The following is a 22880-nucleotide window of genomic DNA, read 5'->3' as shown; positions in this document are numbered from 1 at the left end:
CACGCTCGACGGGGTCGGGCGATTACCGCCGATCCGGGCGGGAACCATCCGTCACACCCGTCCCACGCGCACCGTCGCGGGTATCGACCGGCATCCGGTGACCTGTTCACCGTCATGTGTTGTCCCACAGTCGTTTTCGAGGAAGAATCCGTCGATTCGGTATCGGAGGGGGCCGGTGTCGTCGAATCGGGGCGAAATCCTCTACAACACGGTCTCTAGTGCGGAAATGGCGGGGTGGGGGTCGCAAATCCCAGCTCACGTCGGTACGGTCGCAGTCGCTGTGGCAAACCACAGCACCCGCTGCCCACCCGGTGGCGACTCGACCCAGTTCTACGAATACGGAGGAACCCGTGGCCCTTCCCCAGTTGACCGCTGAGCAGCGCGCCGCTGCTCTGGAGAAGGCAGCTGCCGCTCGCAAGGCGCGCGCCGAGCTCAAAGAGCGGCTCAAGCGTGGAGGCACCAACCTCACGCAGGTGCTGAAGGATGCCGAGACCGACGAGATCCTCGGCAAGATGAAGGTCTCCGCACTGCTGGAGGCCCTGCCCAAGGTGGGCAAGGTCAAGGCGCAGGAGATCATGACCGAACTCGAGATCGCCCCCACCCGCCGTCTGCGCGGCCTGGGCGATCGGCAGCGCAAGGCGCTGCTCGCGAAGTTCGATCAGGACTGATCAGAACTAGATGACATCGCACGACCGGAGGGGCCGACTGGTGGTACTGGTCGGCCCCTCCGCCGTCGGCAAGTCCAGTGTCGTGCGGCGTCTGCGGGAACTGATGCCCGACCTGGTGTTCAGCGTCTCGGCCACCACCCGCGCCCCGCGCGCCGGCGAGATCGACGGCCGCGACTACCACTTCGTCGGCACCGACGGTTTCGACACCATGATCGCCGCCGGGGACCTGCTCGAGTGGGCCGAGATCCACGGCGGGCTGCAGCGATCCGGCACCCCCGCCCGCCCCGTGCTCGACGCCCTCGACGCCGGTCGGCCGGTCCTGGTGGAGGTCGACATCGCGGGCGCACGTGCCGTCCGTGACCGCCTCCCCGACGCCATCACCGTCTTCCTCACCCCGCCGAGCTGGGAGGTGCTCGTCGAACGCCTCACCGGTCGCGGGACCGAGAGCCCCGAGGTCATCGAGCGCCGATTGCAGACCGCACGCGCCGAACTGGCCATCGCCGAGGAGTTCGACCACGTCATCGTCAACGACGAAGTCGACCGCGTGGCCCACGAGTTGGTATCCTTGCTGGTCGGGCGTGAGGATTCCCGGTCGTCCGCAGTGTGACCCGCACGGCGCGGTGTGTGACCGAATCCCCTGAACAGCGCGTTTGCATCCGATTGCCCGCTGATGCGCCCGATCGACAACGAAGTGAGGACTTTGCGTGAGCAACCCGACCAGCAGTGCAGCCTTCGGCTCCGACGCCACAGCGACAGGCGTCGTCGACGCCCCGGCCTACGACACGCCGCTGGGCATCACCAATCCGCCGATCGATGAGCTGCTCGATCGCGCGTCGTCGAAGTACGCACTCGTCATCTACGCCGCCAAGCGCGCGCGCCAGATCAACGACTACTACAACCAGCTCGGCGACGGCATCCTCGAGTACGTCGGCCCCCTCGTGGAGCCGGGCCTGCAGGAGAAGCCGCTGTCGATCGCCATGCGCGAGATCCACAGCGACCTGCTCGAGCACACCGAAGGCGAGTAGGTCGATCGCGATCAGCGACGCTCCGACGACGCGGGTGACCCCGAACGGCACGTCGCGGCGGATCGTCGTAGGCGTCGGAGGCGGGATCGCGGCCTACAAGGCCTGCTCGATCATCCGACACTTCACCGAGGCCGGACATGACGTGCGCGTCATCCCGACCCGTGCCGCGCTCGAGTTCGTCGGCGCCGCCACCTTCGAGGCACTGAGCGGCAACCCGGTCACCGCCGACGTCTTCGCCGACGTCGAGCAGGTGCCGCACGTGCGCATCGGCCAGGGCGCCGACCTCGTCGTCGTCGCACCGGCGACCGCCGACCTCATGGCCCGTGCCGCGTCCGGTCGGGCCGACGACCTGCTGACCGCGACACTGCTCACCGCGCGGTGCCCGGTGGTCTACGCCCCGGCGATGCACACCGAGATGTGGGAGCACCCCGCGACCGTCGCCAACGTGGCGGCACTGCGCAGCCACGGTGCGATCGTGCTGCGACCCGCGTCGGGTCGGCTCACCGGCCGCGACTCCGGGCCCGGTCGCCTGCCCGAGCCGACCGAGATCGGTCTCCTCGGTGACGTCCTGCTCGAACGGCCCGACGCACTGCCCCACGACCTGGCCGGTGTGCGCATGCTGATCAGCGCGGGCGGCACCCGCGAACCACTCGATCCGGTGCGGTATCTCGGCAACCGGAGTTCGGGCAAGCAGGGATACGCCCTGGCGCGCGCGGCCACCCACCGCGGTGCGTCGGTCACGCTGATCGCCGGCGCCACAACCGAACTCACCGCCCCCGCCGGTGTCGAGGTGGTGCCCATCGTGACGGCCACCGAACTCGCCGAGGAGGTCGGCAAGCGCGCAGGCGACGCCGACGTCGTCATCATGGCCGCCGCCGTCGCCGACTTCCGACCGGTGAGCGTGGCGGAGTCGAAGATCAAGAAGGGGGCATCGGGGCCCGCTCCGATCGAACTCGACACCAACCCCGACATCCTGCGCGGCATCGTCGATGCCCGCGAACGCGGTGAACTCGGCGGCACAACCGTGGTCGTGGGCTTCGCCGCCGAGACCGGTGACGCCTCGGGCGGGGTACTCGACCACGGTCGGGCGAAACTGGCCCGCAAGGGGTGTGACCTCCTGGTGGTCAACGCCGTCGGCGACGGCAAGGCCTTCGGCACCGACGACAACACCGGCTGGCTGCTCGCCAACACCGGCAGTGAGACCGCCCTGCCGCTCGGTTCGAAAACACTCATGGCGAGCCGAATACTGGACGCCGTCGGTGACCTGCTGGGCGGGAGTCGGTCTCGCTGAACGTCGGCACGCACCATCCCCGGCCAGGTCACGGACCGTCGGAGGGGGTGTGTACCTTGAACGATTGTCACGGGGGACAGATCACGCCCGGGCGTGCCTGCACAAATCTGTAGCAACCACACCACGACTGCACCTCGTCGCGAGGTTCGAGAGGAAAAGATGAGTTCTGCCGGAGCATCCAGGCTCTTCACCAGCGAATCGGTCACCGAGGGTCACCCAGACAAGATCTGTGACGCCATCAGCGACTCGATCCTCGACGCCCTCCTCGAACAGGACAAGCACTCGCGCGTCGCCGTCGAGACCATGGTCACCACCGGTCAGGTCCACGTCGCCGGCGAGGTGACCACCTCCGCCTACGCCGACATCCCGAAGATCGTGCGCGACAAGGTCCTCGAGATCGGCTACGACTCGTCGTCGAAGGGCTTCGACGGCGCCTCGTGCGGCGTGAACGTCGCGATCGGTGCGCAGTCACCGGACATCGCCCAGGGTGTCGACAACGCCTACGAGGCACGTGTCGACGGCCAGACCGACGAGATCGACAAGCAGGGCGCCGGCGACCAGGGCCTCATGTTCGGTTATGCCACCTCCGAGACCCCCGAGTTCATGCCGGTCCCGATCGCGCTCGCGCACCGCCTGTCGCGTCGTCTCACCGAGGTCCGCAAGGACGGCACGCTGCCGTACCTGCGTCCCGACGGCAAGACCCAGGTCACCATCGAGTACAACGGCGACAAGCCGGTCCGTCTCGACACCGTCGTCCTGTCGACGCAGCACGCGGCCGACATCGACCTGGTCAACATGCTGACCCCGGACATCAAGACCAACGTCGTCGACGCGGTCCTCGCCGACCTCGACCTGCCGGACCTCGACACCTCCGACATCCGCCTGCTGGTCAACCCGACCGGCAAGTTCGTGCTCGGTGGCCCGATGGGCGACGCCGGCCTGACCGGCCGCAAGATCATCGTCGACACCTACGGCGGCATGGCCCGTCACGGTGGCGGCGCGTTCTCGGGCAAGGACCCCTCGAAGGTCGACCGCAGCGCCGCGTACGCCATGCGCTGGGTCGCGAAGAACGCCGTCGCCGCCGGTCTGGCCACGCGTATCGAGGTCCAGGTCGCCTACGCCATCGGCAAGGCCGCGCCCGTCGGTCTCTTCGTCGAGACCTTCGGCACCGAGACCATCGACCCCGTGAAGATCCGTTCGGCCATCACCGAGACGTTCGACCTGCGCCCCGGCGCGATCATCCGCGATCTCGACCTGCTGCGCCCGATCTACGCACCGACCGCCGCCTACGGCCACTTCGGCCGTACCGACGTGCCGCTGCCCTGGGAGAACACCGACCGCGCCGACAAGCTGAAGGCTGCCGCCGGTCTCTGACACCCCTGCGGTCTGCACCGTCGTGACGACCGCGACCACGACACCGACGCCACCCCGGCGATGAGCCCACGCGCTGCCACCCGCACGCCTGCGGCTCATCGACCGGTGGCGTCGGTGTTGCCACTTCTGGGGCTGGCCCACCTGGATCGGCCGTTCGACTACCAGGTCGACACCGAGCAGGACGCCGCCGCGCGTCCCGGCACGCGCGTGCGCGTGCGGTTCTCGGGTCGACTCGTCGACGGATTCGTCCTCGAACGGCTCGACGTGAGCGACCACCCGGGCCGGCTGGGGTGGCTGGAACGGGTCGTCTCCGACGAGCCGGTGCTGACCCCCGAACTCCTCGCGCTCTGCCGTGCCGTCGCCGCGCGCTACGCCGGCACCACCACCGATGTGGTGCGCCTGGCGATCCCGCCGCGGCACGGCCGCACCGAACAGGCACCCACCCTCCTCGCCGAACCGCCGGCCACCGAACTCCCCGTTCCCGACCTCCCCGACCCGTCGGGATGGTCGGCCTACCGCGGGTCGGACGCGTTCACCGAGATCGTCACGGCCGGCGGCCCCGGACGGGCCGCCTGGCAGGCACTGCCGGGGGAGGACTGGGCCGCGCGGATCGCCGACCTGGCCACACACGCCGTGCGGGGCGGGCACGGGGTGATCGTGGTCGTCCCCGATCAGCGCGATCTCGACCGGGTGGAGACCGCCTGTCGCGCCGCACTCGGCGATCGGGTCGTCGCCCTGTCGGCCGGTCTGGGCCCCTCGACCCGGTATCGGCGCTGGCTCAGGGTGCTGCGGGGGACGGCCGACGTCGTCGTCGGCACCCGCAGCGCGGGATTCGCCCCGGTGCACCGACTGGGGCTGATCGTCGTCTTCGACGACGGCGACGACAGCCTCACCGAACCCCGCGCGCCCTACCCCCACCCCCGCGAGGTCGCGGTGTTGCGCACGGTCGAGACCGGATGCGCCCTGGTGGTCGGTGGCACCGCACGCACCGCCGAGACCCAGATCCTCGTCGAGTCCGGATGGATGCACGATCTCGTCGCCGACCGGTCCGTCGTACGCGACCACGCACCGAGGATCGCGGCCATCAGCGACGACGACCGACAGATCGCCCGCGACCCCATGGCCCGCGTGGCCCGGATCCCCGCCATCGGTTTCGACGCCGCCCGCCGGGCGCTCGCCGACGACACCGGGGTGCTCATCAGCGTCCCGCGGCGCGGCTACCACCCGTCGTTGGCCTGCGAACGGTGCCGCACCCGCGTCCGGTGCCGACGGTGTCGCGGACCCATGTTCGCCGACGGCCCCACCTCGCCCCGCGACGGCGCGCCGGTCGCCATCACGTGCCGCTGGTGTGGCCGCGGCGAGTCGTCGTTCCGCTGCGCCGAGTGCGGCGACACCCACCTGCGGGCACTCACCGCCGGTGCCCGCCGCACGGCGGAGGAACTCGGGAAGGCGTTCCCCGGAGTCCCGGTGGTGACCTCGGGGGGATCCACCGTCGTCGACACCGTCGAGACCGGTGCCCGCGTGGTGGTGGCGACCCCGGGCGCCGAACCGGTGGTCCCCGGCGGCTACGGCGCGGCGATCCTGCTCGACACCTGGGCCCAGCTCGACCGCGCCGACCTGCGGGCCGGCGAGCAGACCCTGCGCCGCTGGCTCGCCGTCCTCACCCTGGTGGCGCGCACCGGGTCCGCGGTCGTCGTGGCCGACGCGGGCCTGTCGGTGGCGCAGGCCGCGATCCGGTGGGACCCGGTCGGGTTCGCCGCGCAGGAGGTGCGCCAGCGGGCCGAGCTGCGGTTGCCGCCCGCGGTGACGATGGTGTCGGTGGACGGTTCGGCGTCGACGGTGGAGGAGTTCGTCCGCTCGGTCGCCCTGCCCGACACCGCCGAGGTCCTCGGTCCGGTCGACCTGCCCGGCGACGCCCGGCCGCCCGCGGGGGCCGACCGGCCCGGCTCGTCCGACACCACCGGCGGACGTGTCGAACGGGTGCTGCTGCGCGTACCGCGCACGGGCGGGCGAGAGCTGGTCGAGGCCATCCGGGTGGCCCAGGTCCACCGCACCTCGACGCATGAGTCCGGTGTGCTGCGGGTCCAGGTGGATCCCCCCACCGTCGGATGACCCCGTGCGGCCTGCCCGACTCGTCGGGCAGGCCGCGACCTAAACTCGTGACCTGGACATGTGGGCGATCGCCTGACCCGTACGGGTGCGATCGGCGAGGCGAGAAGGAGTACGACGTGACGGTGGCGGACATCCGGTTGTTCGGCGATCCCGTTCTGCGGACCCGGGCCGCCGAGGTCACCGACTTCGGGCCGGAGCTGCACCGCCTCGTCGACGACATGCTCGAGACGATGGACCGACACCACGGGGCCGGACTGGCCGCACCGCAGATCGGTGTCGGGGCACGGGTGTTCACCTACGACTGCGGTGGGCAGCGCGGCCACATCGTCAACCCGGTGTGGACGGCGGTCGGCACCGCGACCCAGACCGGCCCGGAGGGCTGCCTGTCGATCCCCGGCGTGCAGGCCGACACCACCCGCGCGGCCGAGGTCACCGTGACCGGGGTCGACCGCAACGGCGACCCGGTGACCCTGCAGGTCGACGAGATCATGGCGCGCTGTGTGCAGCACGAGACCGACCACCTCGACGGGGTGCTGTTCCTGGCGCGCCTCGCCCCGGACGTGCGCAAGGCCGCGATGCGGGTGGTCCGGGCGAGCGCGTGGTTCACCGAGGGGCTCACCTCGACCGACGATCCCGGCGCGTACCCCACCACGTGGGTCCAGGGCGACGCCGACACCACGGCAGACGCCCCTGCGACCTCCGACGCGACCCTGTGAGGGTCGTGTTCGCGGGCACACCGGAACCGGCGGTGCCGTCGCTGCGGCGTCTGCTCGCCTCACCCGACCACGAGGTCGTGGGAGTGCTCACGCGGCCCGACACCGTCGCCGGGCGCGGTCGCACGGTGACCCGGTCGCCGGTGGCCGAGCTCGCCGATGCGGCCGGCGTCGAGGTCGCCACACCGCGTCGACTGCGCGACGACGACGCGCACGAGACCCTGCGACGCTGGGCACCCGACTGCTGCGCCGTCGTCGCCTACGGGGCGCTCGTCCCGCCCGACCTCCTCGACGTGCCCACCCACGGCTGGATCAACCTGCACTTCTCCCTTCTCCCGGCGTGGCGGGGTGCCGCCCCGGTGCAGGCGGCGATCGCCGCCGGTGACGTCATGACCGGCGCCAGCACGTTCCGCATCGAGGCCGGGCTCGACACCGGCCCCGTGTTCGGGACCATGACCGAGACGATCCGCCCCACCGACACCAGCGGCGATCTCCTCGGACGTCTGGCCGACGGCGGTGCGCAACTGCTCGCCTCCACCCTCGACGGGATCGAGACCGGCGAGCTGGTTGCCGTGCCCCAGCCCGCCGACGGCGTGAGCCTGGCGCCGAAGATCGAGGTCGCCGACACCCGTGTGCGGTGGGATCGCCCCGCGCACATCGTCGATCGCCACATCCGCGCCGCGACACCCGCTCCCGGAGCCTGGACCGAACTCGACGGCACCCGCCTCAAGATCGGACCGGTGGTCGTCGCCGACCCGGACGCGTTCGCGGCGCCCCTTCCGGCGGGGCATCTGCTGGTCACCAAGAAGGCCGTCTTCGTCGGCACCGGCAGCACGCCGGTCCGGCTCGGCACCGTGCAACCCCCGGGGAAGAAGCCGATGCCCGCCGCCGACTGGGCACGCGGTGCCCACCTCACCGACGGGATGGTCCTCGCATGACCCGCCCGGCCCACATCCGGGACAAGGCGGTCGACCCGGTCCGCGCAGTCGCCCGCGACGTGCTGCGCGCGGTGCGGGAACGCGACTCCTACGCCAACCTCGTGCTGCCCGCCCTCTTGCGCGAACGCAAGATCACCGGCCGCGACGCCGCCCTGGCCACCGAGCTGGCCTACGGCACCTGCCGCAGCGCCGGCATGCTCGACGAGATCATCGCCTCGGCCGCCGGTCGGCCGGTCGCCGAGATCGACGGCACCGTCCTCGACGTCCTCCGCCTGGGCGCCTACCAACTTCTGCGCACCCGCATCGGCGCCCACGCCGCGGTGTCGACGTCGGTCGACCTCATCCGGTCCGAGGCCGGTCAGGGCCCGGCCGGGTTCTGCAACGCGGTGCTGCGCAAGATCTCCCAGCGCGACGAGGACCTCTGGACCGACGAACTCGCGCCGTCGATGACCGACGACCTCGTCGGACACCTCGCGTTCCGATACGCCCATCCCCGGTGGATAGCGGAGGTGTTCGCCGAGGCGCTGGGCGGTCCCGACGCCCCGGTCCGGGCGGGGGAGCTGCAGGCGGCGCTGGCCGCCGACGACGAGCGACCCCTGGTGCACCTCGTCGCGCGACCGGGGCTGATCACGGCCGAGGAACTCGCCTCGGCGACCGGAGGCGACATCGGCGCGTACTCGCCGTATTGCGTGTACCTCCCCGGCGGAGATCCCGGCGCGCTCGACGCGGTCCGCGAACATCTCGCCGGCGTGCAGGACGAGGGCAGCCAGCTCGTCGCCCGTGCGCTCACCGTCGCCGAGGTCGACGGCCCCGACACCGGACGTTGGCTCGACCTGTGCGCCGGGCCGGGGGGCAAGGCCGCACTCGTCGGCGCGGTCGCCGACATCGTCGGCGCCCGCCTCGACGCCGTGGAACCCTCCGACCACCGCGCGACGCTGGTGCGCCAATCGGTCGACGGTCTGCCCGTCACCGTGCACGTAGCCGACGGTCGCAGCAGCGGACTCACACCGGGCTACGACCGCGTGCTGGTCGACGCGCCGTGCACCGGTCTCGGTTCTCTGCGGCGCCGCCCCGAGGCGCGGTGGCGTCGACAGCCGTCGGACGTACCCGAGCTCGTGGCCCTGCAGCGTCAGTTGCTCACCGCGGCACTGGAACTGGTGCGTCCCGGTGGTGTCGTCGTGTACTCGACGTGCTCGCCGCACCCCGCCGAGACGGTGGGCGTGGTCGACGCGGTGGTCGCCGAGACCGGCGCGCGGGTGCTCGACGCCCGACCGCTCGTGCCGGTGGACGGCGTCGGCGACGGCCCCCACGTCCAGCTGTGGCCGCATCGCCAGGGCACCGACGCGATGTTCCTGGCGGCTCTCACCCGTCCCTGACCCATGACGGGTCATGCATAGACTCTGCAGACCATGTCGTCCCCGCAGCGCCCCGATCAGCCCATGATCGCCCCGTCGATCCTGTCCGCCGACTTCGCCAATCTCGCGGCCGAGGCCGACGCCGTCCGCGGCAGCGACTGGTTGCACGTCGACGTGATGGACGCCCACTTCGTCCCCAACCTCACCCTCGGCCTGCCGATCGTGGAGAGCCTGCTCAAGGCCACCGACATCCCGCTGGACTGCCACCTGATGATTGAGGACCCGAAGCGTTGGGCGCCTCCCTACGCCGAGGCCGGTGCCCGCAACGTCACGTTCCACGCCGAGGCGACCGACGACCCGGTGTCGGTGGCCAAGGACATCCGCGCCGCGGGCGCGCTGGCCGGATTGAGCATCAAGCCCGGCACCGATCTCGAGCCGTACCTGGAGATCCTGCGCGATTTCGACACCCTGCTCGTGATGAGCGTCGAGCCGGGTTTCGGCGGGCAGTCGTTCATGCCCGAGGTCCTCGAGAAGGTGCGGACGATCCGGTCGAGGATCGACTCCGGTGACCTGCGACTGCTGGTGGAGATCGACGGCGGCATCAACGCCGACACCATCACCGAGGCCGCGGAGGCCGGTGTCGACTGCTTCGTGGCGGGCTCCGCCGTCTACGGCGCCGACGACCCCGCCGTCGCCGTGGAGAAGCTGCGCGCGCAGGCTGCCGCAGCCCGCGGCTGACCCGCGTTCATGACCTCTCCGACCGTCGCCGGCCACGAGGCCGCGATGCGCGCGGCGATCGACGCATCGCAGGCGTCCCGCGGGATCAGCACCCCGAACCCTCCGGTGGGAGCGGTCGTCGTCGACCCCACCGGAGTCGTCGTGGGCGTCGGACACACCGCGCCCGCGGGCGGGCCGCACGCCGAGGTGGTCGCACTCGCCGACGCCGGGATCCGCGCGCGCGGGGCGACCGCCGTCGTCACGCTGGAGCCGTGTGACCACACCGGGCGGACCGGGCCGTGCACCGCGGCACTGATCGCCGCCGGGATCGCCCGGGTGGTGTACGCCGTGGCCGATCCCCACCCGGTCGCCGCCGGGGGAGCGGCCACCCTGCGCGCGGCCGGGATCGAGGTCATCGGCGGCATCCTCGCCGACGAGGTCGCCGCCGATCCGTTGCGCGCGTGGCTGTTCCGGCTGCGCACGGGGCGTCCGCTGGTCACCGCCAAGTTCGCGGCCACTCTCGACGGCCGGATCGCTGCCCCCGACGGCACGAGCCGCTGGATCACCGGCGCCCTCGCCCGCGAACGCGTGCATCGCGACCGTGCCCGCCTCGACGCGATCGTCGTCGGTTCCGGCACGGTCGCCACCGATGACCCGGCACTGACCGCCCGACACCCCGACGGATCCCTGCGCGGACACCAGCCGACGCGGATCGTCCTCGGCCGACGCCCCATCCCGGTCGGCGCACGCATCCTCGGCCCCGAGGCGACGACGGTGCACATCCCCGGCCACGACCCCGCCGATGCGGTAGCCGCCGCCGGTGACGCCCTGTCGGTGCTGGTGGAGGGCGGCCCCACCGTCCTCGGTGCGTTCTTCGCCGCCGGACTCGTCGATCGCGTGCAGGCCTACCTCGCGCCCACCGTGCTCGGGTCCGGTGCGGCAGCGGTTCTCGACACCTCGGTGCACACCCTCGACCACGCCCACCGGTTCACCCGCGAATCGGTGGAGATCCTGGGCGACGACCTTCTGATCACGTTGGCGCCAACCGTCTGACCGGCGCTTTTCGCCCATCGCGGACACGGTGGCACCCCCGCGCTGTGCTAGCGTCGGATCAAGAGTTCTCAGGGCGGGGTGCAATTCCCCACCGGCGGTGATGACGAGCGATCGTCGAGCCCGCGAGCGCCTGGTCGCACCGACATCCGTCGGTGCGGTCGGGGTCAGCAGATTCCGGTGTGAACCCGGAGCCGACGGTCACAGTCCGGATGAGAGAGAACCCCCGTGGTCGTCGTCGACCGCGGTCGTGCCGCCCTGGGTCGTTTCACCGACAGGAGCGCACGTGTTCACCGGAATAGTCGAGGAGCGCGGCACGGTTGTGTCTCGTGATGACCTCGCCGACGCTGCCCGATTCACCGTCCGCGGCCCGCTCGTGACCAGCGACGCCGGACCCGGCGACTCCATCTGTGTCAACGGCGTCTGCCTGACCGTCGTCGGCGCCCCCGACGCGGGGGAGTTCACCGTCGACGTCATGGCCGAGACGCTCCACCGTTCCTCCCTGGCCTCCCTCGGCGCCGGCGCGCCGGTCAACCTCGAGCGCGCCATGGCCGCCGGTGGCCGGTTCGGCGGACACATCGTCCAGGGCCACGTCGACGGCACCGGGACCGTCGCGTCCATCTCGCCCGCGGAGCACTGGACGGTCATCCGCATCGCCATCGACCCGTCGGTGTCGCGCTACATCGTCGAGAAGGGATCGATCACCGTCGACGGCGTCTCCCTGACGGTCTCGTCGATCGCCTCCGCCGGCGCTCCCGACGCCTGGTTCGAGATCTCCCTGATCCCCACGACCCTCGAGGTCACGACACTCGGTGCCCTCGACGTGGGCGCCACGGTCAACCTCGAGGTGGACGTCATCGCCAAATATGTGGAACGCCTGGCCATCCCGTCCGCACCCGGCACCCGCCACCCGGAGAATCTTCCGGAGAACAACGAGGTCTCGTCATGACACAGCTCGATCCCGTCCGGAAGAACCGTTTCGACACCGTCGAACGGGCCATCGCCGACATCGCCGCGGGCAAGGCCGTGGTCGTCGTCGACGACGAGGACCGCGAGAACGAGGGCGACCTCATCTTCGCCGCCGAGATGGCGACACCGGAACTCGTCGCGTTCATGGTGCGCTACACCTCGGGCTACCTGTGCGTCCCGCTCGACGGCGCCGACTGCGACCGTCTCGGGTTGCCGCCGATGTACACGATGAACCAGGACAAGCACGGGACGGCCTACACCGTCACCGTCGACGCGCGTGAGGGCATCGGCACCGGCATCAGCGCGTCGGATCGCGCGGCGACGATGCGTCTGCTCGCCCGTCCGGAGAGCACCGCCAACGACTTCACCCGTCCCGGACACGTCGTGCCGTTGCGCGCCAAGGAGGGCGGCGTGCTGCGCCGGCCCGGTCACACCGAGGCCGCGGTCGATCTCGCCCGCATGGCCGGGCTCACCCCCGCCGGCGTGATCTGCGAGATCGTCAGCCAGAAGGACGAGGGCCACATGGCCCAGACCGACGAGCTGCGCACCTTCGCCGACGAACACGGCCTGGCGCTGATCTCCATCGCCGACATGATCTCGTGGCGCCGACGGCACGAGAAGCACGTCGTCCGCGTCGCCGACGCCCGCATCCCCACCGACCACGGCACGTTCCGCGCCGTCGGCTACACCAGCATCTACGACGAGGTCGAGCACGTGGCCCTCGTCCTCGGCGACATCCCCGGTTCCGACGGCGCCGGCGAGGACGTGCTGGTGCGGGTGCACTCGGAATGCCTCACCGGCGACGTGTTCGGATCGCTCCGGTGCGACTGCGGCCCGCAGCTCGACGCCGCCATGGAGATGGTCGCCACCGAAGGTCGCGGCGTCGTGCTCTACATGCGCGGACACGAGGGCCGGGGGATCGGTCTGCTGCACAAGCTGCAGGCCTATCAACTCCAGGACAGCGGTGCCGACACCGTCGACGCCAACCTCGAACTCGGACTCCCCGCCGACGCCCGCGACTACGGTCTCGGTGCACAGATCCTCACCGATCTCGGGGTCACGTCGATGCGGTTGCTGACCAACAACCCCGCCAAGCGGGTGGGGCTCGACGGATACGGCCTGCAGATCACCGAGCGTGTCCCGATGCCGGTCCGGCCCAACCCCGAGAACCTGCGGTATCTGCGCACCAAGCGTGACCGCATGGGTCACGACCTCATCGGTCTAGACGACCACACCGGTGTCGGCGGCGGGGCGGGCGCATGAGTGGCGCGGGTGAACCCGTCGTCGAGCTCGGCGCCGCGACGGGGCTGACCCTGGCGATCGCCGCCTCCCAGTGGCACGAGCAGATCTGCACCGCGCTGCTCGACGGCGCACTGCGGGTCGCCGCCGACGCCGACATCCCCGAGCCCACCGTCGTGCGTGTCGCGGGCGCCATCGAACTGCCCGTGGTGGTGCAGGCCCTGGCCCGCACCCACGACGCCGTCGTCGCCCTTGGCGTCGTGATCCGCGGCGAGACACCGCATTTCGAGTACGTCTGCGATGCCGTCACCGCCGGGCTGACGCGGGTGTCGCTCGACGAGAGCACGCCCGTCGGCAACGGCGTCCTGACGGTCCTCACCGAGGAACAGGCGCTGGCGCGCGCCGGTCTGCCCGAGTCCGGGGAGGACAAGGGCGCCCAGGCGACGACGGCGGCACTCGCCTCGGCGATCACGCTGCGCGAACTCTCGAGCCTCGACGCCCGGTGACCCGCTCCGTGCAGCCGACCACCGGAACCGACAAGTGGGATCTGACCTATCGCGCCGTGCGGACACCGCGGTGGGCCACGCTCGTCGCGGCCTTGTTCGTCATCGCCCATGTCGTCGTCGGCATCCTGCTGCGGGTGTCCGACACCGGGGTCCGCTTCCGCGTCACCGATCAGATCGGCCTCGCGATGATCGGCGTCGTGCTCGGTGGCGCCATCATGACGCTGGCCCGGCCTCGACTGCGCGTCGGTGCCGCCGGCGTCGAGGTGCGGAACATCCTCGGCGAGAGGCTGTTCGAGTGGCCTGACGTCGAGGGCATCTGGTACCCCGACAAGGGCCACTGGGCCCGGCTCGAGCTGCCCGCCTACGAACACGTCCCGGTCATGGCCATCCAGGCCAACGACGGCATCCGCGCCGTCGAGGCCATGGACACCTTCCGCGAACTCCACGACCGCTACCGCACCTGACCTGCCGACACCGCCCAATGGCGGAGTCGGCAACCGGTCGGGTCAGCGGGGGTCGCCCATGACCTCGCCCTCGCGGCGCGGGTCGGCACCACCGATCCATCCCGTGCCGTCGCGGACCACGGCGGCGAGTCCGGAGGACTGGTCGTCCACGGACACCTGATGTCCCTTCCGACGTAGCTCGGTGACCAGTTGATCGCGGTTCCCGTCGTCGGCGGCGTCGATGGCGGGGTGTTCGCCACCGACGTTCGTCACCGAGGTGTTGGCGGCGCCGAAGTCGACGCCGGACACCGCCTGCTGCGGGTCGAGACCCCAGTCGAGCAGCGACACCAGCGTCTTGACGACGAACTGGATGATCACCGAACCGCCCGGGGACCCCAGCGCGGCCATGAGATCTCCGCGCGATCCGTTCCCGGCGCCGTCGAACACCAGGGTCGGCGACATCGAGCTCCGGGGCCGCTTACCCGCCGCCACCCGGTTCGCGACCGGTGCGCCCGAGTCGTCGGTCGGTTGGGCGGAGAAGTCGGTCAGCTGATTGTTGAGCACGAAACCGTCGACGAAATGGAACGAGCCGAACGCCGACTCGACGGTGGTGGTCATCGACGCCGCGTCGCCCTTCTTGTCGATCACGACGATCTGACTGGTCCCGTGTTCGGGTGTGGGCACGACGCCGGCGGGTACCGGCCCGAAGTCGCCGGCCCGCGCGGTGCCCATCGAACGGTTCGGGTCGATGAGGGCGGCACGCGTGCGCAGGTAGGCCGGATCGGTCAGGGCGGCAGGCGAGTTGCCGGGCAGGGGCACGAAATCGGTGTCGGCGACGTACTTGTCACGATCGGCGTAGGCCAGGCGCTCGGCCTCGGAGATGAGGTGTACCGCCTGCGCCTGCGGGACACCGCCGTTGCGGTCCACTGCGCGTGGCCCCAGAGCGGCCAGGTCGACGTTCGACAGGATGCCCATCGTCGAGGCGACGGCGATGCCGCCCGACGACGGCGGTGGCATCCCGCACAACACCCGACCCCGGTACGGGGTGCAGAGCGCCTCGCGCTTCTTCGCCTTGTACGCGGCCAGATCGGCGGTGGTGGTGAGCCCGGGCGTCATCCCGTCGGTCGTCGATCCGATCTTGTCGACCACGTCGCGGGCGATGGCGCCGGTGTAGAACGCGTCGGGTCCGTCGGTGGCGATCGCCCCCAGGGTCTTCGCGTAGGCCGGGTTGGTGAGAACCGTTCCCGCCGTCTTGGCGCTGCCGTCGGGGTTGAGGAAGTAGGCGCGGGCATCGGGATCGGCGGTGAGGTCGGTCCGGCTGTCGGCGATCGCGGCCGCCATGCGTGGACTGATGCGGAAACCGTTGTCCGACAGTGAGATGGCGGATCCGAACAGATCGCCCCACTTCTTCGCACCGTGATCGGCGTGGGCCATCTCGAGCATCCGCAGCACGCCGGGTGTCCCGATCGAACGACCGCTGGCTCGCGCCGACGGGATGGGGGCACGGCGATCGGTCGCGCTGATGTAGCGGAGGTAGTCGCCGGTGGCGGCCGCGGGCGCGGTCTCGCGGCCGTCGTAGGCCTGCACCGACTTCGTCGACGCGTCGTAGTACATCAGGAACGCGCCACCGGCGATCCCGGTCGCCTGCGGTTCGACCAGCCCCAGCACCGCCTGGGCGGCGACGAGGGCGTCGGCGGCGGAACCGCCGTCGCGGACCACCGCACACGCGGCCTCGGTCGACAGGGGGTTGGCCGTGGCGACGGCGAACGTACCGGTCCGGACCGGGGTCATCTGGGTGCGGTAGCCGGTGGCCACCTCAGGGTTGGTGGCGATGTCGCGACTCGGGCCGGTACCGCCCGCGGCGGACGACGCCGCGGCCACAGGGGTGCCGTTCGGGACGGTCGCGCAGGTGCCTGCCGCACTGTCGGAGCCCGATCCGGAGTCGTCGGAGCAGGCGGCGGTGAACGTCAGCGCGGCGACGGCACCCACCGCGACGAGGCGTGCAGCCACCCGCCGGCGACCGCCCGGGGTGCTCGAGATGCGAACGAACGGAGCCATCGGCCCACCTCACCTGTCGTCGGTCCTGGCGTGCCGGTGATGGTAACCCCGTCGGAGACGGCCGGGGTGACAGTCGGAGACGGCCAGGGGGCGCAGTCGGAGACGGCACGGGCCAGCTGCCGTCGGTCCGCCGTACTAGCCTGGTACCCGTGCCCGATCCGACCACCTACCGCCCGGCACCCGGGAGCATCCCGGTGGCGCCGGGGGTCTACAAGTTCCGGGACACCTACGGCCGCGTGATCTACGTGGGCAAGGCCAAGAGTCTGCGTCAGCGGCTGACGTCCTACTTCGCCGACCTGTCCGGGTTGCACCCGCGCACCCGCCAGATGGTGACCACCGCCGCGTCCGTCGAATGGACGGTGGTGGGCACCGAGGTCGAGGCGCTGCAGCTCGAGTACAACTGGATCAAGGAGTTCGATCCGCGGTTCAACGTCCGTTATCGCGACGACAAGACCTACCCGATGCTCGCGGTCACCCTCAACGAGGAGTACCCGCGGTTGTTCGTCTATCGCGGCCCCCGCCGCAAGGGGGTGCGGTACTTCGGTCCCTACGCCCACGCGTGGGCGATCCGCGAGACCCTGGACCTGCTGACGCGCGTCTTCCCGGCGCGCACCTGTTCGGCCGGTGTGTTCAAGCGGCACAAGCAGATCGACCGCCCGTGCCTGCTGGGATACATCGACAAGTGCGCCGCGCCGTGCGTCGGGCGGGTCAGCGCCGCCGAGCACCGCGAGATCGTCGACGACTTCTGCGACTTCCTCGCCGGCAAGACCGACAAGATGATCCGTCAGCTCGACAATCAGATGGCCGTCGCCGCAGCCGATCTCGACTTCGAACGTGCGGCGCGGTTGCGTGATGATGTCGGTGCCCTCCGACGGGCCCTCGAGAAGCAGGCGGTGGTGCTCGGCGACGGGACCGACGCCGACGTCATCGCCATGGTCGCCGATCAGCTCGAGGTGTCGGTGCAGATGTTCCACGTGCGCGACGGGCGTGTGCGCGGCGAACGCGGCTGGGTCGTCGAGCGGACCGACGTGATGACCGGCGGCGCCGAGAGCGACTCCGATGACGCTGATCTCGGTGAGCAGGTGGGACAGTTCCTCACCCAGTTCTACGGCGAGCAGATCGATCAGAACGCGACCGTGAAGGGCTCCGGCGGCGAGGACCGCAACGACACGGTGCCCCGCGAGGTGCTCGTCCCCGTCCTGCCACCCGACGCCGCCGAGTTCACCCGGTGGCTCTCCGACCTGCGCGGTGCCGCGGTCGATCTGCGTGTGCCCCAGCGTGGCGACAAGAAGGCGCTGATGGAGACCGTGGAGCGCAACGCGGGGGAGGCCCTCACCCGACACAAGCTGCGTCGCGCCGGCGACCTCACCACACGGTCGGCCGCGCTCACCGAGATCCAGGAGACGCTGGGGCTCGACATCGCCCCGCTGCGCATCGAGTGCATCGACATCTCCCACGTCCAGGGCACCGACGTGGTGGCGTCGCTGGTGGTGTTCGAGGACGGTCTGCCGCGCAAGTCCGACTACCGGCACTACTCGATCAAGGAGGCCGCCGGCGACGGCCGGTCCGACGACGTCGCCTCCATCGCGGAGGTCACGCGTCGACGGTTCCTGCGCCACCGCACAGATCAGCTCCCCGACACCGTCGCCGCGCCCCCGGTCGAGGGTGAGGTCGAGGCGGACCCCGGAAACGGTGGCGACATGGCACCCGAGGCGGCGATCGATCCCGCGACGGGCCGTCCGCGCCGATTCGCGTACCCGCCCAACCTGTTCGTCGTCGACGGTGGCGGCCCGCAGGTGCGCGCGGCCGCTGCGGTGCTCGACGATCTCGGTGTCACCGACGTCGCCGTGGTGGGCCTCGCGAAGCGCCTCGAGGAGGTGTGGACACCCGACGACGACGATCCGGTGATCTTCCCGCGCACCAGCGAGGCGCTGTTCCTGCTGCAGCGGGTGCGTGACGAGGCCCACCGGTTCGCGATCACGTTCCACCGCAGCAAGCGCAGCAAGCGGATGACCGCGTCGGTGCTCGACGGTGTGCCCGGCCTCGGTCAGAGCCGCCGGGCGGCACTGGTGTCGCACTTCGGGTCGGTGGCCAACCTGCGCAGCGCGACGGTGGAGGAGATCTCCGGGGTCCCGGGCATCGGACGGTCCACCGCGCTCGCGGTCCAGCGAGCCCTCACCGAGGGAGCGCCGTCGTGACCGCCGTCGTGGGGCACGGTGGCGAGATGGACGTGTTGTTGGTCACCGGTATGTCCGGCGCCGGTCGCGGCACGGTCGCGAAGCTCCTCGAGGACCTCGGTTGGTACGTCGCCGACAACGTGCCCGCCTCGCTCATCGCCGACATGGTGTCGGTCGCCCGGTCCGACGACCCGGCACTCACACGGTTGGCGATGGTGATGCGCGCCGGCGCAGCACGATTCGCCGGCGAGGTCGCCGAGTTGCGTGGCGAGCTCGCCGCGGCGGGACACCGTCCGCGGCTGCTGTTCCTCGACGCCGACGACGGCGCGCTCGTACGCCGGTTCGAGCAGGTGCGTCGCCGACATCCCCTGCAGGACAACGGGACGTTGATCGAGGCCATCGGCCGCGAACGGTCGGTGCTGCGTGCGGTCGCCGAATCGGCCGATCTGGTGGTCGACACGTCGACGCTGTCGGTCACCGCCCTGCGCGAGATCGTCGACAACGCCTTCGCCCAGCCCAGCGCGACCGAGGTCCGGATCACGCTGCAGTCCTTCGGCTTCAAGTACGGCCTGCCGATCGACGCCGACCTCGTCGCCGACGTGCGTTTCCTCCCGAACCCCTACTGGATCCCGGAGTTGCGCGAACTCAACGGGCTCGACCAGCCCGTGTCGCAGTACGTCCTGCGGCAGGAGGGTGCCGACGACTACCTCGCCGCACTCGAACAGGTCATCCGGCTGACCGCCCGCGGATATCAGCGAGAAGGCAAGCGGTACATGACCGTCGCGATCGGGTGTACCGGCGGCAAGCACCGCAGCGTGGCGATGTCACGGGAGATGTGCGGTCGCCTGTCGATCGCGTCGGATCGGGGAGGTCAGGGCTCGGCGGCGGCCGAGAACCGGGCGTTCGATGCGCGTGTGGTCCATCGCGACCTGGGGCGCGAATGACCGGCTCGCACGGGCCCGGGTCGGGTGATCCGGGGACCGTCGACGTCGGGCGCGTGGTCGCCCTCGGTGGCGGGCACGGGCTGTACGCCACTCTGACCGCCATGCGTCACATCAGCACCGATGTGACCGCTGTCGTCACCGTCGCCGACGACGGTGGGTCCTCGGGTCGGTTGCGGTCGGAGTTGTCGGTGATACCGCCGGGTGATCTCCGGATGGCGTTCGCCGCGCTGCTCGCCGCGGACGGCGCACACCCGGGCGAGGGGGCCGTCACGACCGATCCGGACATGTGGGTCACGGTGCTACAGCACCGTTTCGGCGGTCGCGGCGCGTTGGCCGGACATCCCGTCGGCAACCTCGTCCTCGCCGGACTCACCGAGGTGCTGGGCGATCCGGTCGCCGCGCTCGATGCGATGGGGGAGCTGTTCGGGGTGACCGGTCGGGTCCTGCCGATGTCGACGGTGCCGCTGAGCATCGAGGCCGACGTGTCGGGCCTCGAGGTCGATCCCCGGATCAGTCGCAGCATCACCGGTCAGGTCGCGGTCGCGACGACGCCGGGCAAGGTGCGCCGCGTTCGACTGCTCCCGACCGATCCACCCGCCTGCCCGCAGGCCGTCGACGCCATCACCGCAGCCGATCTCGTCGTCCTCGGCCCCGGTTCGTGGTTCTCCAGCGTGATCCCGCACGTCCTCGTCCCTGATCAGTTGCAGGCCTTGAAGACCACCTCCGCGCGGCGGATGCTGTTCGTGAACCTGGCGCCCGAACTCGGTGAGACGAGTGGTTTCTCGGTGGAACGTCACCTGCACGTACTGCACGCCCACGCCTCGGATCTGCGCATCGACGACGTGATCGTCGACGTCGGCTCCGCTCCGGCGGGGCGCGAACGCGACCACGTCGAACGGGCGGCCGCACGTTTCGGCGCGCAGTTGCGTGTGGGGGATCTCGCGCGCGCGGGCACCCATGTGCACGATCCGGAGAAATTGGCGGCCATGGTGCATACGCTGTGCGCAGGTTCGGCAGGTGGCTACGCTGTCGGGGCGGTCGACGGGACCGAGGGCCCGTCCGGACACGCGGGGGCACGATGAGTCGGCGACCCGGGCATGATCGTTCGGGCGACGGCACCGCACGACGCCGTCGCGGCGCGCACCGCAGGCCGACGCGACACATCTGGGGATCACCCCGGCAGGAGGACGACAACCGGTGGCGATGACAGCAGCCGTCAAGGACGAGCTGAGTCGACTCGTGGTCACACAGACCAGCTGTCGCAGGGCCGAGGTGTCGGCCCTGCTGCGCTTCGCCGGCGGACTCCACATCGTGGCCGGACGCGTGGTGGTGGAGGCCGAGGTCGACCTCGGCAACGTCGCGCGTCGGCTCCGCAAAGAGATCTTCGATCTCTACGGCTACAACTCCGAGGTCCACGTCCTGCGCAGCGGTGGCCTCCGCAAGAGCGCGCGCTACATCGTCCGCGTCACCAAGGACGGTGAGGCGCTCGCCCGACAGACCGGTCTGCTCGACATGCGCGGCCGTCCGGTGCGTGGTCTCCCGGCGCAGGTCGTCGGCGGCGGTGTCGCCGACGCCGAGGCGGCGTGGCGCGGCGCGTTCCTCGCCCACGGTTCACTGACCGAACCCGGTCGCTCGTCGGCACTGGAGGTCAGCTGCCCCGGACCCGAGGCCGCCCTGGCCCTCGTCGGCGCGGCCCGTCGGCTCGGTGTGGCCGCGAAGGCCCGTGAGGTCCGCGGGGCCGATCGGGTCGTCATCCGCGACGGCGAGGCCATCGGCGCGTTGCTCACCCGGATGGGTGCGCAGGACACCCGGCTCACGTGGGAGGAACGTCGGATGCGGCGCGAGGTCCGCGCCACGGCGAACCGTCTCGCGAACTTCGACGACGCGAACCTGCGTCGGTCGGCACGGGCCGCGGTGGCCGCGGCCGCCCGCGTGGAGCGTGCCCTCGACATCCTCGGCGACACCGTGCCCGATCATCTGCTCAACGCCGGGCGACTGCGGGTGCAGCACCGGCAGGCCTCCCTCGAGGAACTCGGCCAGCTCGCCGATCCACCCATGACGAAGGACGCCGTGGCCGGCCGCATCCGCCGCCTTCTGTCCATGGCCGACAAGAAGGCCCGCACCGACGGCATCCCCGACACCGAGTCGGCCGTGACGTCGGAACTGCTCGACGAGGCCTGACGATCCGGCCTGGCGACGCCACCTCAGCGGGCTCCGTTTAGGCTTGGGTCACCGTAGTGATCGACTCCATCTCCACAAGCAAGGAGCACATTGTGACCGTTCGGGTAGGCGTCAACGGATTCGGCCGTATCGGCCGCAACTTCTTCCGTGCCGTCGAGGCGCAGAAAGCGCTGGGCACCACCGACATCGAGATCGTCGCCGTCAACGACCTGACCGACAACGCCACCCTGGCGCACCTGCTCAAGTTCGACTCGATCCTCGGCCGCCTCGACGCCGAGGTGTCGCTCGAGGGCGAGGACACCATCGTCATCGGTGACCACAAGCTGAAGAGCCTGTCGGTGAAGGAGGGCCCCGCCGCCCTCCCGTGGGGTGACCTGGGAGTCGACGTCGTCGTCGAGTCGACCGGCATCTTCACCAAGCGCGACAAGGCCCAGGGCCACCTCGACGCCGGCGCCAAGAAGGTCATCATCTCCGCGCCCGCCTCCGACGAGGACATCACCATCGTGATGGGCGTGAACGACGACAAGTACGACGGCAGCCAGAACATCATCTCCAACGCCTCGTGCACCACGAACTGCCTCGGCCCGCTGGCGAAGGTCCTCAACGACGAGTTCGGCATCGTCAAGGGCCTCATGACGACGATCCACGCCTACACCCAGGATCAGAACCTGCAGGACGGCCCGCACGCCGATCTGCGCCGCGCCCGCGCCGCCGCCATCAACGTGGTCCCCACCTCCACCGGTGCCGCGAAGGCCATCGGCCTGGTGCTGCCCGAGCTGAAGGGCAAGCTCGACGGCTACGCGCTGCGCGTGCCGATCCCGACCGGCTCGGTCACCGACCTCACCGCGCACCTGCGCAAGGCCGCCACGGTCGACGAGATCAACGCCGCCATGAAGGCCGCCGCCGACGGGCCGCTCAAGGGCATCCTCAAGTACTACGACGCGCCGATCGTGTCGTCGGACATCGTCACCGACCCGCACAGCTCGCTCTTCGACGCCGGTCTGACCAAGGTCATCGACGACCAGGCGAAGGTCGTCTCCTGGTACGACAACGAGTGGGGTTACTCCAACCGCCTCGTGGACCTCATCGGTCTCGTCGGCAAGTCCCTCTGAGGCCCGCG

21 protein-coding genes and 1 riboswitch are annotated in these 22880 nt (G+C 70.8%); of the genes, 20 read left to right on the top strand and 1 reads right to left on the bottom strand.

Going from position 1 to position 22880, the window contains the following annotated elements; translation table 11 throughout:
* Positions 1-350: 350 nt before the first annotated feature.
* From mihF to ACQ7HM_RS18975, 15 genes are all read left to right on the top strand, one after another.
* Positions 351-668, top strand: coding sequence for an integration host factor, actinobacterial type (gene mihF / locus ACQ7HM_RS19045; protein WP_045822676.1), 318 nt, complete (start codon positions 351-353; stop codon positions 666-668).
* Between the two features lie 10 nt (positions 669-678).
* Positions 679-1275, top strand: a complete 597-nt coding sequence (gene gmk, locus ACQ7HM_RS19040) for a guanylate kinase (protein WP_434217808.1) — start codon at positions 679-681, stop codon at positions 1273-1275.
* 97 nt (positions 1276-1372) lie between these two features.
* Positions 1373-1693, top strand: coding sequence for a DNA-directed RNA polymerase subunit omega (gene rpoZ / locus ACQ7HM_RS19035; protein WP_434217807.1), 321 nt, complete (start codon positions 1373-1375; stop codon positions 1691-1693).
* Between the two features lie 34 nt (positions 1694-1727).
* Positions 1728-2984 (top strand): bifunctional phosphopantothenoylcysteine decarboxylase/phosphopantothenate--cysteine ligase CoaBC, encoded by a 1257-nt coding sequence (coaBC, locus tag ACQ7HM_RS19030; RefSeq protein WP_434217806.1) that lies wholly within the window; start codon positions 1728-1730, stop codon positions 2982-2984.
* 159 nt (positions 2985-3143) lie between these two features.
* Positions 3144-4358 (top strand): methionine adenosyltransferase, encoded by a 1215-nt coding sequence (gene metK, locus ACQ7HM_RS19025; protein WP_434217805.1) that lies wholly within the window; start codon positions 3144-3146, stop codon positions 4356-4358.
* A 60-nt stretch (positions 4359-4418) separates the two neighbouring features.
* A complete protein-coding gene (locus tag ACQ7HM_RS19020; protein ID WP_434217804.1) occupies positions 4419-6470 on the top strand; it encodes a primosomal protein N' in 2052 nt (683 codons plus the stop codon).
* Positions 6471-6586: 116 nt separating this feature from the next.
* On the top strand, positions 6587-7186 hold the full coding sequence (def, locus tag ACQ7HM_RS19015; protein ID WP_434217803.1) for a peptide deformylase: 600 nt from the start codon (positions 6587-6589) through the stop codon (positions 7184-7186).
* On the top strand, positions 7183-8121 hold the full coding sequence (fmt, locus tag ACQ7HM_RS19010) for a methionyl-tRNA formyltransferase (protein WP_434217802.1): 939 nt from the start codon (positions 7183-7185) through the stop codon (positions 8119-8121). The genes def and fmt overlap by 4 nt, the downstream gene beginning before the upstream one ends.
* Positions 8118-9497, top strand: a complete 1380-nt coding sequence (locus ACQ7HM_RS19005) for an RsmB/NOP family class I SAM-dependent RNA methyltransferase (RefSeq protein ID WP_434217801.1) — start codon at positions 8118-8120, stop codon at positions 9495-9497. The genes fmt and ACQ7HM_RS19005 overlap by 4 nt, the downstream gene beginning before the upstream one ends.
* Positions 9498-9530: 33 nt before the next feature.
* The gene (gene rpe, locus ACQ7HM_RS19000) at positions 9531-10214 is read left to right on the top strand and encodes a ribulose-phosphate 3-epimerase (protein ID WP_434217800.1); all 684 of its coding nucleotides are present in this window, start codon (positions 9531-9533) and stop codon (positions 10212-10214) included.
* A 9-nt stretch (positions 10215-10223) separates the two neighbouring features.
* Positions 10224-11246, top strand: coding sequence for a bifunctional diaminohydroxyphosphoribosylaminopyrimidine deaminase/5-amino-6-(5-phosphoribosylamino)uracil reductase RibD (gene ribD, locus ACQ7HM_RS18995; RefSeq protein WP_434217799.1), 1023 nt, complete (start codon positions 10224-10226; stop codon positions 11244-11246).
* A 60-nt stretch (positions 11247-11306) separates the two neighbouring features.
* A riboswitch (FMN riboswitch) is annotated at positions 11307-11471 on the top strand.
* Positions 11472-11529: 58 nt separating this feature from the next.
* Entirely contained in the window at positions 11530-12192 is a 663-nt protein-coding gene (locus ACQ7HM_RS18990) for a riboflavin synthase (RefSeq protein WP_434217798.1), read from the top strand.
* Complete coding sequence (locus ACQ7HM_RS18985; protein WP_434217797.1) at positions 12189-13475, top strand: bifunctional 3,4-dihydroxy-2-butanone-4-phosphate synthase/GTP cyclohydrolase II; 1287 nt, start codon at positions 12189-12191, stop codon at positions 13473-13475. Before ACQ7HM_RS18990 ends, ACQ7HM_RS18985 begins: the two co-directional genes overlap by 4 nt.
* Positions 13472-13957 carry a 6,7-dimethyl-8-ribityllumazine synthase gene (gene ribH, locus ACQ7HM_RS18980; RefSeq protein WP_434217796.1) on the top strand — a complete coding sequence of 162 codons (486 nt, stop codon included), beginning with the start codon at positions 13472-13474 and terminating at the stop codon, positions 13955-13957. Before ACQ7HM_RS18985 ends, ribH begins: the two co-directional genes overlap by 4 nt.
* Positions 13954-14421 (top strand): PH domain-containing protein, encoded by a 468-nt coding sequence (locus tag ACQ7HM_RS18975; RefSeq protein ID WP_434217795.1) that lies wholly within the window; start codon positions 13954-13956, stop codon positions 14419-14421. Before ribH ends, ACQ7HM_RS18975 begins: the two co-directional genes overlap by 4 nt.
* Positions 14422-14463: 42 nt before the next feature.
* Here ACQ7HM_RS18975 and ACQ7HM_RS18970 read toward each other — a convergent pair whose 3' ends face one another.
* Positions 14464-16458 (bottom strand): gamma-glutamyltransferase family protein, encoded by a 1995-nt coding sequence (locus tag ACQ7HM_RS18970; protein WP_434217794.1) that lies wholly within the window; start codon positions 16456-16458, stop codon positions 14464-14466.
* A 149-nt stretch (positions 16459-16607) separates the two neighbouring features.
* Between ACQ7HM_RS18970 and uvrC the strand changes: the two genes are divergently transcribed.
* From uvrC to gap, 5 genes are all read left to right on the top strand, one after another.
* Positions 16608-18656 carry an excinuclease ABC subunit UvrC gene (gene uvrC / locus ACQ7HM_RS18965; protein ID WP_434217793.1) on the top strand — a complete coding sequence of 683 codons (2049 nt, stop codon included), beginning with the start codon at positions 16608-16610 and terminating at the stop codon, positions 18654-18656.
* Positions 18653-19579 (top strand): RNase adapter RapZ, encoded by a 927-nt coding sequence (rapZ, locus tag ACQ7HM_RS18960; RefSeq protein ID WP_434217792.1) that lies wholly within the window; start codon positions 18653-18655, stop codon positions 19577-19579. The genes uvrC and rapZ overlap by 4 nt, the downstream gene beginning before the upstream one ends.
* The gene (locus tag ACQ7HM_RS18955; protein ID WP_434217791.1) at positions 19576-20661 is read left to right on the top strand and encodes a gluconeogenesis factor YvcK family protein; all 1086 of its coding nucleotides are present in this window, start codon (positions 19576-19578) and stop codon (positions 20659-20661) included. Before rapZ ends, ACQ7HM_RS18955 begins: the two co-directional genes overlap by 4 nt.
* Before the next feature lie 121 nt (positions 20662-20782).
* Positions 20783-21760, top strand: a complete 978-nt coding sequence (gene whiA, locus ACQ7HM_RS18950) for a DNA-binding protein WhiA (protein WP_200932760.1) — start codon at positions 20783-20785, stop codon at positions 21758-21760.
* Between the two features lie 92 nt (positions 21761-21852).
* A complete protein-coding gene (gene gap / locus ACQ7HM_RS18945) occupies positions 21853-22872 on the top strand; it encodes a type I glyceraldehyde-3-phosphate dehydrogenase (protein ID WP_434217790.1) in 1020 nt (339 codons plus the stop codon).
* Positions 22873-22880: the final 8 nt, after the last annotated feature.

The sequence above is a fragment of the Williamsia sp. MIQD14 genome (genome assembly GCF_051025635.1).
Taxonomy (GTDB): Bacteria; Actinomycetota; Actinomycetes; order Mycobacteriales; family Mycobacteriaceae; genus Williamsia_A.
The sequence above is the reverse complement of the archived record's forward strand: the minus strand, read 5'-3'. Positions and strand labels throughout refer to the sequence as shown.